This window comes from Saccharopolyspora oryzae (genome assembly GCF_027853915.1).
Classification (GTDB): Bacteria; Actinomycetota; Actinomycetes; order Mycobacteriales; family Pseudonocardiaceae; genus Saccharopolyspora; species Saccharopolyspora oryzae.
Window position 1 is genome coordinate 132,678 of the sequence record NZ_JAQGLA010000005.1, and the last position, 13,392, is coordinate 146,069.

Here is a 13,392-nt window from a genome sequence, read left to right on the forward strand (position 1 = left end):
CGGACTGTAGAGCCCCTCGGTTCCACAACCAACCAAGGGTTGTCGCTCCGTTATCTTTCGAACTCATCACATCGGGCGGACTTCTCCCGTGACACTCCGTCACGAACGGGTTCCGATTTAGGCTGGCGCAGTGCGTGTCCGGGACGGCTTGTTGAAGCTTTTCGGTCTGTGTGTGCTGGCCGGCGTACTGGTCGCCGGATTGTTGTTCCCGATAACGGGGTCACTCGGCGTGGTCTCCAACCGGGCCAGCGATGCGGTGAACAGCATCTCGGCGGACCTGATGACCAAGGAACCTCCGCTTGTGACGACGGTCACAGACAAGGACGGGAGGCCGATCTCCTACCTGTTCGACCAGGACCGGACCCCGGCCGCCCCGGACCAGATCGCCGACACCATGAAGGCCGCGATCGTGGCCATCGAGGACCGGCGGTTCTTCGACCACCAGGGCGTCGACTGGGCGGGCACGCTGCGCGCCGCGATGACCAACCAGGTCTCCGGCGGCATCTCCCAGGGCGGTTCCACGCTCACCCAGCAGTACGTGAAGAACTACCTGGTGCACGTGGTCGCCGGCGGCGACCCGGTCAAGCAGCACAAGGCCATCGAGCAGACCCCGGCGCGCAAGCTGCGCGAGATGCGGATCGCCCTCCAGCTGGAGAAGCAGCTGTCCAAGGAGGAGATCCTCACCCGGTACCTCAACGTGGTGCCCTACGGGAACCAGGCGTACGGCATCTCCGCGGCCTCCCGCACCTACTTCGGCACCACCCCGGACCAGCTGACCATCGCGCAGGCCGCGCTGCTGGCGGGCATGGTGAACAGCCCCAGCGCGCTGAACCCGGAGAACAACCCCGACGAGGCGCTCAACCGGCGCAACCTGGTGATCAAGGCGATGGAGGACCAGCAGCGGATCACCCCGGAGGCCGCCGACGAGGCGCGCAACTCGCCGCTCGGCCTGGTCCAGCCGCTGCAGAGCATCCCCAACGGCTGCGTCGGCGCCGGCCCGGCCGACGGGTTCTTCTGCAAGTACGTCATCGACTACCTCGAACGCGCCGGGTTCACCGAGGAGCAGCTCCGGACCGGCGGCTACACGATCCGCACCACGCTGGACGAGAAGGCCACCACCGCCGCCAAGGCCGCCGCCGAGAAGGGCGTGCCGAAGACGACCAAGGGCATCGCCAACGTGATGAGCGTGGTCGAACCCGGCAAGGAGAAGCACCGGGTGCGCGCACTGGTCGCCAACCGGGACTTCGGCCTCGACGCCTCGCAGGGGCAGACCGCGTACGCGCTGCCCAGCGGGGTGATCAAGTTCGGTGCCGGGTCGGTCTACAAGGTGTTCACCTCGGCCGCCGCGATGGAGAAGGGGATGGGCATCTACAACACCATCCAAGCTCCGGGCAGCTACACCTCGTCGGTCTACAAGAACGGCACCGCGCCCTACACCGTGGGCAACGCCGAAGGCGTGTCACCGGGCCCGCGGACCCTGCAGAAGGCCCTGGCGACCTCGCCGAACACCGCGTTCGTCGCGCTGGAGGAGCGCGCCGGGCTGGACCAGACGGTGGACATGGCGGTGCGGCTCGGCATGCGGCAGACGCTGCAGAACTACACCGCCTCCGGTGATCCGCTCGGGGCGAACGGCTCCAGCGGCGTCTCGCAGGCCGACTTCGTCAAGCAGCACAACATCGGTGCGTTCACCCTCGGGTACGCGCCGACCAGCCCGCTGGAGATCAGCAACGTCGGCGCGACGATCATGAGCGGCGGCACCTGGTGCCCGCCGACGCCGATCGAGCAAATCCTGGACCGCAACGGCAACCCGGTGTCGATCACCGAGGACCCGTGCGAGCAGGTCGTCGACGAGCCGCTGGCGAACGCGCTGGCGGTCGGCATGAGCCAGGACGACAAGCCCGGCGGCACGGCGGCCGCGGCGGCGTCCGGAGCGCACTGGACCCGTCCGCTGGCGAGCAAGACCGGGACCACCGAGTCGTACCAGTCCGCCGGGTTCCTCGGCGCCACCCCGCAGTACTCCGGGGCGGTGCTGACCTTCAGCGACGGCACCTCGCCGCAGGGCATCTGCGACACCGATCCGCCGCGGCTCTGCGGGGTCAACGGCGGCAACATCTACGGCGGCAAGGTCCCGGCGCGGACCTGGTTCGACGCGATGAACGTCATCCACGAGGGCCTGCCGGTCGCGCAGCTGCCGCCGACCATCGAGCGCTACGAGAACGGCGGCGACGAGTTCCAGGTGCCCAACGTCGTCGGCATGACCTCGAACCGGGCCACCGAGGCGCTGCAGAAGGCGGGCTACAAGGTCCAGGAGCGTTCGGTGAACAGCGCGCGCAAGCAGGGCCTGGTGGTCAGCCAGACGCCGCGCGGCTTCGCGCTGCCGGGCGAGACCGTGACGCTGTCGGTGAGCACGGGCTACGTCCCGCCGCCCTCGCCAGAGAAGCCACCGCCCCAGCCGACGGCGCCCGGGCCGCCACCGGAGCAGCCGCCGGCGCCACCACCGGAGCAACCGAATCCACCCAACTCGCCGGACAACTTCCCACCGTGACCGACCAGTGCGGGCGTCTCCAGACCGGAGGCGCCCGCACTGCCGTCTCCACCCCCGTGGGCAACTCCCGCAAACTCCATTGAAATCGGAGGTCCGATTTCAATGGAATTTTGACCGCGGTCGAGGCACCGCCGCGCAGAACGCGCCTGGGGAACCTCGTTGGGATTGCGCGGGGCGGTGCCAGGGATGGGGTCTTGGTGGGGGTTCCTAGACTCGGTCGTGTGACGAACACGCAGGTGAGCACCAGGCGCGCACGATCTCGGTACCGGTTGCTGGAGGTTCGGTCCGCGGAGCGGATCACGCCGCGGATGGTGCGGGTCGTGCTCGGCGGGGAGGAGCTCGCCGACTTCGTCAGCAACGGCAGCGACCAGCGGATCAAGCTGTGCCTGGCGCAGCCCGGCCAGCCGATGCCGCTGGGTCGGACCCGCGCCGAGGTGTTCGCGCTGCCCCGCGAGCAGCAGCCCCGGCAGCGCACCTACACGGTCCGCTCGTTCGACGCGGAGCGGCAGGAGCTGTCGATCGACTTCGTGGTGCACGACCACGACGGCCCGGGCAGCGCGTGGGCGGCGCAGGCGACGCCGGGCGAGCAGATCGTGACGGTCGGCCCGAGCCCCGCGTACCAGCCGCAGGCCGACGCGGACCCGCTGGTGCTGGTCGGCGACGAAACGGCGCTGCCCGCGATGTCGGCGATCCTGGAGGAGCTGCCCGCCGAGGCGAAGGTGCAGGTCTTCGCCGAGGTCGCCGATGCCGCAGAAGAGCAGGAGATCGACTCGGCGGCCCAGGTGGAGTGGCACTGGCTGCACCGCGACGGCACCGCCGCCGAGGACAGCACGCTGCTCGTCGACGCGGTCCGCGCGGCCGAGCTCGGCCCGAACCCGCACGTCTGGATCGGCGCGGAAGCCGAGATCGTCCACGAACTCCGGGAGCACTGCCAGCGCGAGCTCGGCCTGGAACGCCGCCGCCTCTACGCCCTCGCCTACTGGCGCCGGAACACCGCCGACGACTGACCACCACCCGCGCCCCGAGGTCGTGAGCGCGAACGGCGGCAACAACCACCATCCCCGCTCACGACCTGCACCTCGGACCACAGTTTCAATTGAAACTGCGATCTGTCGTGGGTGGGTTTTGCAGTTTCAATTGAAACTGTGGTTCTGTACCAGCGAGACGGAACTGGAACAGCGGGCGGCGGTCAGCCGGCGAGTTCGATCAGCTGGCGAGTTCGGTCTTGACGAGGGCTGCGACCTTGCCGCCTTCGGCGCGGCCCGCGACCTTCGCGTTGGCCGCCTTCATGACCTGGCCCATCTGCTTCATGCCCGGGCGCTCGCCCAGTTCCGCCTCGACCTCGCCGACGGCGTCCTTGACCAGCTGCGCCAGCTCGTCGTCGCCCAGCGGCTTCGGCAGGTAGCGGCGGATGATCTCCGCCTCGCCGAGCTCGGCTTCGGCCTGCTCCGCGCGCCCGGCACCGCCGAACGCCTCGGCCGCCTCCTCGCGCTTCTTGGCCTCCTTGCTCAGCACGCGCTGCACCTCTTCGTCGGTGAGCTCGCGCGCCTGCTTGCCGGCCACCTCCTCCTTGCCGACGGCGGCCAGCACCATCCGCAGCACTCCGGTGACGACGGTGTCGCGTTGCTTCATCGCGGCGGAGAGATCCGCCCGCAGCTTGTCCTTGAGCTCGGCCATGTGTCGATTATCCCGCCGCGCGGATGGGCCGGACACGCGGTCCGCCGTGTCGACGTAGGGTTGGTGGGGTGAACAAGTTCGGGCGATTTCTGCTCAGCGCGGGCGCTCTCGGCGCCGCGACGGTCACCTACTCGGCAGCGATCGAGCGGCGGCACTGGACGCTGCGGCAGGTCTCGCTGCCGGTGCTCGACGAGGGCACTGCCCCGCTGCGGGTGCTGCACATCTCCGACCTGCACATGACGCCGAACCAGCGGTCCAAGCAGCGGTGGGTGTCCGAGCTGGTGGACCTCGACCCGGATCTGGTGGTCAACACCGGCGACAACCTCGCGCACCCGCAGGCGGTGCCTGCGGCGCTGCGCGCGATGGGTCCGCTGCTGGACCGGCCGGGCATCTTCGTCTTCGGCAGCAACGACTACTACGGGCCGACCGCGAAGAACCCGGCCCGCTACCTGCTGCCGTCGTCGAAGACCAAGCGCATCCACGGCGATCCCCTGCCGTGGCGCGACCTGCGCGCGGCGATGGCCGAGCGCGGCTGGCTGGACGCGACGCACCGGCGCCACGAGATCGAGGTCGCCGGGGTCCGGATCCACATCGCCGGCCTGGACGACCCGCACCTGCACGCCGACCGCTACGACCTGATCGCCGGAGCACCGCCGGAAGGCGTGCAGCTGCGCCTCGGCGTGACGCACTCCCCCGAGCCGCGCGTGCTGGACAGCTTCGCCGAGGACGGCTACGACCTGGTGCTGGCCGGGCACACGCACGGCGGCCAGCTGCGGCTGCCGGGTTACGGCGCGCTGGTGACCAACTGCGATCTCGACCGTCCCCGGGCGCGCGGCGCGTCCACCTGGGGCGAGCGGATGCACCTGCACGTCTCGGCGGGGCTGGGCACGTCGCCGTACGCGCCGGTGCGGTTCGCCTGCCCGCCGGAGGCGACTTTGCTGACCCTGCTGCCCCGCTCTGAAAAGTCGGCTTCTACCAGCGAAAACATCAATAAGGGGACCCCGTTCGGGACGGGTGAGAGCGTCCGGTAAAGTACTCTTCAGCGGTTGGGGCGAGCACCCGAGATGCTCCTCCGCTGAAGTATCGGGGTGTGGCGCAGCTTGGGAGCGCGCTTCGTTCGGGTCGAAGAGGTCGTGGGTTCAAATCCCGCCACCCCGACGCAGAGAAGGGCCTTGGCCGGGTTTCCGCCCACGGCCCTTCTCATGTTCCTAGGTCCCGGATATCCAGTCACGGGCCGCTTTTCGCACCGCGGGCGGGTCGAACCGGTCCGCCAGCCAGGTCGTCGAGCGCATCGCACCGCGGTCGCGGTAGGCGCGCATGATCTGCACGTGATCGCGGCGGCCCACGAAGCGCCGCAGGTCCGCTTCGCCGCGCCACACCGAGACCGCGCCCGCTCGCGGGTGCAGCTGGCCGAGCTCCAGCCACAGCCACACCCCGACCGCGCCTTCGAGGTCTGGCCAGATCCTGCGCAGGGCGGTTCCGCGGACGCACACGCCGAGCGCGGTCCACGGCCGGCGCGGCGTGAACTCGGTGACGCTCACGACGACGGGATCACCGCCGGCCGCCGAAGCCCTCGCGGGGCCGGACTTCCAGCGCGCGAACCAGATGTCGGTCATGGCGTCTCTCCTCGCAAAACAAACAGCACGGTCGTTCGTGCTTCTTTATAGCGAGTTGACCGCACGGTCGTCCACCTTTTCTCGCTAGACTCGGGTGCCAAGCGCAGGAGAGGTGGACGACGTGGCAGACCGGCGGATCGAGCGCGGCAACCAGACCCGTCAGCTGGTCCTCCGCCGCGCGGTGGACCTGGCCTCCGTCGAGGGCCTCGACGGGCTGTCCCTCGGGCGTCTCGCGAACGAGCTCGAGCTCAGCAAGAGCGGGGTGTTCGCGCTGTTCGGGTCCAAAGAGGACCTCCAGCTCGCCACCATCGCCGCGGCCACCGGGATCTTCGTCGAGCACGTCGTCGAGCCCGCCCGCAGCGCGCCACCGGGCATCGACCGCCTGCGGCGCACCTGCGACAGCTGGCTGACCTACTCCCGGGAACGGGTCTTCCCGGGCGGCTGCTTCTTCTACGCCGCCTCGGCCGAGTTCGACGCCCGCAGCGGCAAGGTCCACGACGCCCTGGTCACCGCCCGCTCCGACTGGCTGGGCCACCTCGAGCGGACCGCGCTGGAGGCGCAGCAGGCGGGCGGCGTGGTTCCCGACGCCGACATCGGGCAGCTGGTCTTCGAACTCGCCGCGTTCCTGGAGATGGCCAACGCCGAGTCCGTCCTGCACGACGAGTTCACCTGCTACGACAAGGCCGCCCGGGCCGTGCTGAACCGGCTGCGCGCCGTGGCCGTCGACCCGTCGGAGCTGCCGGACCAGGCGTGATGGCGGTTTCCCGCCAGCTCCGGCGGTTCTCAGCGGCAACGATCGAGTCATGACCTTCCGCGTGCTGCCCATCGAACCCGACGTGCTGGATGAACTTCGCAAGTCCGATGACGCCGGGCGGGAACCCCAGATCCGCATCGAGGACGACGAGTACGGCCAGCCGCTGCGCTGCTGCTTGCGGCGGAGCAGGCCGGGCGAGCGGATCGCGCTGGTCTCCTACGCGCCGCTGCGGCGCTGGGCCCGGGACAACGACGCCGAACCGGGCGCGTACGAAGAGGTCGGGCCGGTCTTCATCCACGCCGAGGCCTGCGACGGACCGAAAGGCCCGGAGTGGCCGGAGCCGCTGCGCGGCGACCGCCGGGTTCTCCGCGCTTACAACGGCAACGGCGAGATCCTCGGCGGCAGCTTGCTCGACGGCAAGACCGCGCTCTCCGAGCGCACCGCCGATGACCTGCTGCTGGACCCCGAGGTCGCGCTGGTCCACGTGCGGGCCGTCGAGCACGGGTGCTTCCTGTTCGAAGTGCGGCGCTGAGCGCCTGTCGGCTCCGCAGGTCGAGGGCGCATCGGGCACTATCGGGGCGTGAGCACCTACCCCGAGGCGAAGATCCCCGAGAAGCTTTTCGACGACCCCGAGCGGGAGGCCCGGTGGCGGGCCCGCTTCAGCGCGCCGCGCGTGTCGCTGCCGGACTGGGCCCGCGACGCCCCGCAGCGCAGCCTGTACGTGTCGAACTTCAGCGGCACCTGGGAGCTCTACGCGTGGGACCGCGACGCGGACAAGCACCGCCAGGTGACCGACCGCCCGAACGGGACGTTCCACGGCACGCTGTCCGCGGACGGCGAGCAGATCTGGTGGTTCGACGACACCGACGGCGACGAGTTCGGCAGCTGGCGGGTGGAGCCGTTCGCCTCGGGCGAGGCGAAGCCGGCGCTGCCGGGCACGCACCCCGGCTACCCGGCCGGTCTGGAACTGGGCCGGTCGGTGATCGGCATGGGGATGTCCACCGATGACGGCGTGACGGTGTGGGTGGTGCGCGACGGCCGTCCGGAGGTGCTCTACGAGCACGAGCAGGACGGCGGGCTGTCCGCGATGTCCTGGGACGAGTCGATGCTGGTGATCTCGCACTCCGAGCACGGCGACAGCCGGCACCCGGCGCTGCGGGTGCTGCGCACCGACGGTTCCGAGGTCGGCGAGAAGTGGGACGGCCCGGGCAAAGGGCTGGACGCGCTGGAGTTCGCGCCGGTCACCGGTGACCCCCGGCTGCTGGTGCTGCACGAGCGCCGCGGCAAGGAGGAGCTGCTGATCTGGGACGTCGCGGCGGACACCGAGACCGAGATCGAGCTCGACCTGCCCGGCGAGGTCTCGGCGGACTGGTACCCGGACGGCAAGTCGCTGCTGATCGCGCACACCCACCACGCGCGGACCACCATGCACCGCTACGACCTGGCGGACAAGACGCTGACCGAGCTGGCCACGCCACCGGGCACGGTGGCGGGCGCGTCGGTGCGGCCGGACCACGCGGTGGAGTACGCGTGGTCGTCGGCGGCGACCCCGTCGCTGATCCGCACGGTTTCCGCGGACGGCGAGGACCAGGTCCTGCTGACCCCGCCCGGTGACCGGCCGCCGGGCTCGGAAGCCGTCAGCGACGTGTTCGTCGAGGTGCCGTACGGGCCGAACGACACCGTCCACGCGCTGGTCGCGCGCCCGGCCGGCGCCGGGGACGGGCCGATCCCGACGGTGTTCAACCTGCACGGCGGTCCGCACGCGGCCGACGAGGACCGGTTCTCCGCCTACCGCGCGGCCTGGCTGGACGCCGGGTTCGCGGTGGTGGAGATCAACTACCGGGGCTCCACCGGCTACGGCTCGCCCTGGCGCGACGCGATCGAGGGACGGCCGGGGCTGACCGAGCTCGAGGACGTCGCGCGGGTGCACGACTGGGCCGTCGAGGCCGGGTTGACGACCCCGTCGCTGAGCATCGTCGCCGGTGCGTCCTGGGGCGGGTACCTGACGCTGCTGGCGCTGGGCACGCAGCCGGAGCGGTGGGCAGGCGGTGTCGCCGGTGTTCCGGTGGCCGACTACGTCTCGGCCTACGCCGACGAGATGGAGCCGCTGCGGGCCTACGACCGCGCGCTGTTCGGCGGTGCACCGGAGGACGTGCCGGAGGTGTACGAGAAGGCCTCCCCGATCACCTACGTGGACCAGGTTCGGGTGCCGACGCTGGTGCTGGCCGGGGACAACGACCCGCGCTGCCCGATCCAGCAGATCCTGAACTACCTGGACCGGTTGGGGCAGCGGGACATCCCGTTCGAGTTCTACCGCTACGACGCGGGCCACGGTTCGCTGGTGGTGGCGGAGACGCTGCGCCAGGTGGCGGCGGAGATCCACTTCGCCCGCCGCGCCGTCGGCCTGGGCTGATCACCCCGGTCCGGCAGGCCTCGCCCGGCGGGGTCTGCCGGACCGGAGCTCACGGCTCCGGCCAGGGGATTTCTCCCACGCGGTGGGAGTTTCGGAGCCAGCTCAGCTCCCGCTCGTGCTGCGGGTCGGCGTGGGTGGCGACGCCCTGGACCAGCGGGACGCGCACGTGCGCGGCGGGCCAGAACCAGTCGGCTCGGCGCACCACCATCCCCGCCAGCTGCACCTGGGACAGGACTTCCACGTTGAGGCTGCAGCGCCGGGTTCCCCGCAGCATCTCCTGCGCCTTGTCCTGGGCCTGCCCGACCACGCCGGGGGCTCGGGTGTGCTCGAGGAACAGGAACAGCCCGGCGGGGCGCAGGATGCGGCTGACCTCCCGCAGCACCGCGCGGGGTTCTTCCGCGCAGCACAGCGAGAAGCGGTCGACGACCGCGTCGAAGGTGTCGTCCGGGAACGGCAGCTGCTCCGGGGCGGCGTCGATCTGTTCCGTCCCGAGGTCGCTGCGGGCGCGGCCGGCTTCCGCTGTCGCGCCGATCAGCACGAGCTGGCGGACGTGGCGGTAGCCGAGCAGGTCTTCCGGGGCGAACGCGCCCTCGTCGAGGACCCGACCGGCGGCTCTCCTACCGGTCAGGGTGCGGAAGCGGTGGAGCATCTCCACCGGCGCGGGCACGTCCGCGCGCTTGTAGTGGCACTGGGCGCGCACCGCGTTGACCTGCGGTGCCATACCCGCAGAATGCGCGGCTCGCAGGCCTTCTACCAGGGGCTTCCGGCCCGATGGAGGTCCTGTTCCCGGTCGTCAGACCAGGTCGAGCCGGTACTCCAGCTCGTCGAGCTGCTGCCCCCACTGCCGGACCGGTTTCCGCTCGACGCAGCGGAATCCGGCGTCGAGGTAGAGGTGCGCCGCGGCTTCCAGCTGACCGACCGTCCACAGCCGGACCTGCTTGAACTCCCGCTCCCGCGCGTGGTCGAGCAGGGCGCCGATCAGCTGCCTGCCGACGCCGGCACCTCGCACCTCGGGCGACACCAGGAACCACCGCAGCTGCGCGGTGCCCGCGCCTTCGTCGGTGAGCCCGACGGTGCCCACGACCTCGCCGTCCCGCTCGGCGATCCACAGCCGCCCCGGATCGGCGCCCGGTTCGTCGCGGGCTTCGCCGAGCGCTGCGGCGAAAGCGGCCAGGCCGCTGGCGACGTGCGCCTCGAAGCGTTCGTCGAAGCAGTGCTCGCGCGCGTAGAACCTGCCGTGCATGGCCAGGACGGTGCCCAGGTCGCCCGGTCTCGGACCGGTCCGGATGGTGATCTCGGAAGCCATGTCCCGCTCCTGTGGTGAAACAGTCGTTTCACTCGTAGGCTAGCAGTCCGACCGGGACCGGAACAGAGGGCGACGATGACCGAGCAGGACGAGGGACGCCGCGGCGAACTGCTCGTGAAGCTCCTGGACTACTCCGCCGCGCACGGCCTTTCGGAGACCTCGCTGCGCCCGCTCGCGGCAGCGGTCGGCTCCAGCCCGCGCATGCTGCTGTACTTCTTCGGGTCCAAGGAAGGCCTGGTCCGCGAAGTGCACCGCTACGCCCGCGACGTCCAGCTCCGGCTGCTCGCCGACACCCTCGCCGATTGCCGGGACCGGGCCGAAGCGCTGCGGGCGCTGTGGCGCTGGCTCAGCGACCCGGCGCACCACGACGTGACCCGGTTCTTCTTCGAGAGCTACGCGCGCTCGTTGCGCGGCGGCGCCTGGGAGGGCTTCGCCGAGGCCAGCGTCCGCGAATGGCTGCCGCCCCTCCAGCGCGCCCTCGGCGGCTCCGGAACCGACGCCACCCTGGTCCTGGCGGCGCTGCGCGGACTGGTCCTCGACCTGCTGGCCACCGGGGACGTGGAGCGCGCGGACGCCGCGTTCGAAGCGCTGCTGGCCACCATGTGAGATGGCCAGCAGATCGGAATATCTCGTTCCGCGCGGTTGTCGATGCCTGTCGTGAGCCATCTCTTCGAACCGATCAAGCTGCGCGACCTCGCCATCCGCAACCGCGCCTGGGTCTCGCCCATGTGCCAGTACTCCGCGACCGACGGTGTGCCGAACGACTGGCACCTGGTGCACCTCGGCCAGTTCGCCACCGGCGGCGCCGGGCTGATCATCGCCGAGGCGACCGCCGTGGTCCCGGAAGGCCGGATCAGCCCCGGTGACACCGGCCTGTGGAACGACGAGCAGGTCGCGGCCTGGCGCCGGATCAACGACTTCGCGCACGCGCAGGGCGCGGCGACGGGCGTGCAACTCGCGCACGCCGGATTCAAGGCGTCCACCTCCGCGCCGTGGGAGGGCGGGCAGACCGTTCCGGTCTCCGAGGGCGGTTGGGAGACGGTCAGCTCGACCGACAAGGCCTTCGGCAACCTCGCCGCGCCGCGCGCCCTGACCGAAGCCGAGGTCGCGGAGCTGCCCGCCCAGTTCGCGGCGGCCGCCCGCCGGGCCGAAGCGGCCGGGTTCGACGTGATCGAGCTGCACTTCGCGCACGGCTACCTGGCGCACCAGTTCTACTCGCCGCTGGTCAACGACCGCACCGACCGCTACGGCGGCGACTTCGACAACCGGGTGCGGGCGCTGCTGGAGATCACCGACGCGGTCCGCGAGGCGTGGCCGGCGGACCGGCCGCTGTTCGCGCGGATCTCGGCGACCGACTGGGTCGAGGGCGGCTGGACCGGCGAGGACTCGGTGCGGCTGTCCCGCCTGCTCGCCGAGCGCGGGGTCGACCTGGTGGACGCCTCGACCGGCGGCGCGGTGCCGAAGGCCGACATCCCGGTCAGCGCCGGCTACCAGGTGCGCTTCGCCCGCCAGGTGCGCGCCGAGGCGGAGGTGCCGACCGCGGCGGTCGGCCTGATCACCTCGCCGGAGCAGGCGGAGGAGATCGTCGCTTCGGGCTCGGCGGACGCGGTCCTGCTCGGCCGCGAGCTGCTCCGCGACCCGCACTGGCCGCTCCGCGCGGCCGACCGGCTGCACGCGGACAACATCTGGCCGAAGCAGTACGAGCGCGCCCGCCGCATCTGATCACCCGAGGTAGGAGGTGCCTCCCGCCGACCCCACCGGCGGAAGGCACCTTTCCTCCACTGTGGACCTCCGGGGTCCAGCGGCCCGCGGTGACGCAAATTCAATGGAAATCGGAGGTCGAAATTCCATTGAATTCGCGGAAGCCGTCGACCGGGCGGGTGATCTGTCCACAGGTGTTGGACCTGCCCAATCGACACGTGGAGTTCAGGGAACGGGCTCGTTCGAAGTTGCCCCTGCGGTGTTCGATTCGCGTAGCCTCTTCCCAAGAACTCCTAGAACGTGAAGATGGGCATGCGTACAACACCAGTCACAGCCGCAGCTGCGTTGGCCGTCACCGGCTTCCTGCTCACCGGGTGCGGGACCAGCTCGGACCACGGCGCGCATCCAGGTGACGACGAACCGTTCGTCGGCCCATCGCTGGCCGCGTTCGACCCGTGCTCAGCGCTCTCCCAGAGCGATCTCCAGCACGTCGGAGTCACCGCGCCCGGGGAACCGGTCGACGAGAACGGCGAGGTCGGCTGCGACTTCCGGGGCGACGACGAGTACCTGCTGCGGATCTCCAAGGCGGAGCAGACCGACCTGGCGGCCTGGAAGGCCCAGCGCGGCGGCTTCAACGCCTTCCAGCCGAACCAGGTCGGCACCCACCCCGGCATCAGCGCCGTGCCCAGCGGGGCGGAGTTCTCCTGGTGCCGCCAGATCGTCGGCGCCGGCGACGGCTCGGTCTCGGTGGAGATCAAGTACACCGCCGAGAACGGCCCGGCCGACGCCGAGACCTGCGACAAGGCCTTGCAGGTCGCCCAGGTCCTGGAGCCCAACCTGCCGTAGTGCCGCGGTCAGGACTTGATCTGCGCCTGCCACATCCAGCGGGACTTCTCCAGGTCCGCGGCGATCGCGATGAACAGGTCCTGGGTCACCAGGTCGGTCTTGTCCGACTCGTCGATGCGGACGCGCAGGCGGCCGACCAGTTCGCCCAGCGCGTCGGTGATCGACTCGATGACCGACTTGTCGCTGCGCCAGTCCGGCTCGAACTTCGGCAACCCGGAGCCCGCGGCCACCGTCGCGGCCCGCCCGTCCGGTGAGACGCCGATGGCCGCGGCGCGTTCCGCGACGTCGTCGGCGAAGCCGCGCGCGGTGTCGACCAGTTCGTCGAGCTGCAGGTGCACGTCGCGGAAGAAGCGGCCGACGACGTTCCAGTGCGCCTGCTTGGCCACCAGGTGCAGGTCGATCAAGTCGAGCAGCGTCGCCTGCAGCAGCTTGCCGGTGACGTCCTGGTCCTGGTCGTTGAGCGGGCTGGTGATCGGAGACTTCTGGGCCATGATCGGTGCAACCTCCCCGGACGCGAGCTACTTCGCTCCGAGG

General features: G+C 70.7%; 14 protein-coding genes and 1 tRNA gene. 10 read left to right on the forward strand and 5 right to left on the reverse strand.

The window, feature by feature from the left end; all coding sequences use genetic code 11:
- The first annotated feature begins 130 nt into the window (after positions 1 to 130).
- Complete coding sequence (locus tag OU415_RS05470; protein WP_270947445.1) at positions 131 to 2,545, forward strand: transglycosylase domain-containing protein; 2,415 nt, start codon at positions 131 to 133, stop codon at positions 2,543 to 2,545.
- Positions 2,546 to 2,766: 221 nt separating this feature from the next.
- On the forward strand, positions 2,767 to 3,552 hold the full coding sequence (locus OU415_RS05475; RefSeq protein WP_270947446.1) for a siderophore-interacting protein: 786 nt from the start codon (positions 2,767 to 2,769) through the stop codon (positions 3,550 to 3,552).
- A 199-nt stretch (positions 3,553 to 3,751) separates the two neighbouring features.
- Here the strand turns inward: OU415_RS05475 and OU415_RS05480 are convergent, their stop codons facing one another.
- A complete protein-coding gene (locus OU415_RS05480; protein WP_270947447.1) occupies positions 3,752 to 4,222 on the reverse strand; it encodes a GatB/YqeY domain-containing protein in 471 nt (156 codons plus the stop codon).
- 68 nt (positions 4,223 to 4,290) lie between these two features.
- On the opposite strand from OU415_RS05480, the gene OU415_RS05485 reads away from it, so the two are divergent.
- Together OU415_RS05485 and OU415_RS05490 are read left to right on the forward strand one after the other, a co-directional pair.
- On the forward strand, positions 4,291 to 5,253 hold the full coding sequence (locus OU415_RS05485) for a metallophosphoesterase (RefSeq protein ID WP_270947448.1): 963 nt from the start codon (positions 4,291 to 4,293) through the stop codon (positions 5,251 to 5,253).
- 53 nt (positions 5,254 to 5,306) lie between these two features.
- Positions 5,307 to 5,380: transfer RNA gene (locus OU415_RS05490), tRNA-Pro, on the forward strand.
- Positions 5,381 to 5,430: 50 nt separating this feature from the next.
- Here OU415_RS05490 and OU415_RS05495 read toward each other — a convergent pair.
- Positions 5,431 to 5,838, reverse strand: coding sequence for a hypothetical protein (locus OU415_RS05495; protein ID WP_270947449.1), 408 nt, complete (start codon positions 5,836 to 5,838; stop codon positions 5,431 to 5,433).
- Between the two features lie 112 nt (positions 5,839 to 5,950).
- On the opposite strand from OU415_RS05495, the gene OU415_RS05500 reads away from it, so the two are divergent.
- Genes OU415_RS05500 through OU415_RS05510 form a run of 3 tightly spaced genes read left to right on the forward strand, consistent with a single transcriptional unit; the run spans position 5,951 to position 9,005 of the window.
- The gene (locus OU415_RS05500; RefSeq protein ID WP_270947450.1) at positions 5,951 to 6,592 is read left to right on the forward strand and encodes a TetR/AcrR family transcriptional regulator; all 642 of its coding nucleotides are present in this window, start codon (positions 5,951 to 5,953) and stop codon (positions 6,590 to 6,592) included.
- A 49-nt stretch (positions 6,593 to 6,641) separates the two neighbouring features.
- Positions 6,642 to 7,124 (forward strand): DUF1203 domain-containing protein, encoded by a 483-nt coding sequence (locus tag OU415_RS05505; protein WP_270947451.1) that lies wholly within the window; start codon positions 6,642 to 6,644, stop codon positions 7,122 to 7,124.
- Between the two features lie 48 nt (positions 7,125 to 7,172).
- Positions 7,173 to 9,005: a S9 family peptidase gene (locus OU415_RS05510; RefSeq protein WP_270947452.1), complete on the forward strand. Its 1,833-nt coding sequence runs from the start codon at positions 7,173 to 7,175 to the stop codon at positions 9,003 to 9,005.
- Positions 9,006 to 9,054: 49 nt separating this feature from the next.
- Here OU415_RS05510 and OU415_RS05515 read toward each other — a convergent pair whose 3' ends face one another.
- Both OU415_RS05515 and OU415_RS05520 read right to left on the reverse strand, forming a co-directional pair.
- Positions 9,055 to 9,726: a class I SAM-dependent methyltransferase gene (locus tag OU415_RS05515; RefSeq protein ID WP_270947453.1), complete on the reverse strand. Its 672-nt coding sequence runs from the start codon at positions 9,724 to 9,726 to the stop codon at positions 9,055 to 9,057.
- 72 nt (positions 9,727 to 9,798) lie between these two features.
- The gene (locus tag OU415_RS05520) at positions 9,799 to 10,311 is read right to left on the reverse strand and encodes a GNAT family N-acetyltransferase (protein WP_270947454.1); all 513 of its coding nucleotides are present in this window, start codon (positions 10,309 to 10,311) and stop codon (positions 9,799 to 9,801) included.
- A gap of 75 nt (positions 10,312 to 10,386) precedes the next feature.
- Here OU415_RS05520 and OU415_RS05525 point away from each other — a divergent pair, with 75 nt between their 5' ends.
- The 3 genes from OU415_RS05525 to OU415_RS05535 all read left to right on the forward strand — a co-directional run bounded on the left by OU415_RS05525 (position 10,387) and on the right by OU415_RS05535 (position 12,858).
- Positions 10,387 to 10,917 (forward strand): TetR/AcrR family transcriptional regulator, encoded by a 531-nt coding sequence (locus OU415_RS05525; RefSeq protein ID WP_270947455.1) that lies wholly within the window; start codon positions 10,387 to 10,389, stop codon positions 10,915 to 10,917.
- Positions 10,918 to 10,959: 42 nt separating this feature from the next.
- Entirely contained in the window at positions 10,960 to 12,033 is a 1,074-nt protein-coding gene (locus tag OU415_RS05530; RefSeq protein WP_270947457.1) for an NADH:flavin oxidoreductase/NADH oxidase, read from the forward strand.
- A 291-nt stretch (positions 12,034 to 12,324) separates the two neighbouring features.
- A complete protein-coding gene (locus tag OU415_RS05535) occupies positions 12,325 to 12,858 on the forward strand; it encodes a DUF3558 family protein (protein ID WP_270947458.1) in 534 nt (177 codons plus the stop codon).
- An 8-nt stretch (positions 12,859 to 12,866) separates the two neighbouring features.
- Here the strand turns inward: OU415_RS05535 and OU415_RS05540 are convergent, their stop codons facing one another.
- A complete protein-coding gene (locus tag OU415_RS05540; protein WP_270947459.1) occupies positions 12,867 to 13,349 on the reverse strand; it encodes a Dps family protein in 483 nt (160 codons plus the stop codon).
- Positions 13,350 to 13,392 lie beyond the last annotated feature (43 nt).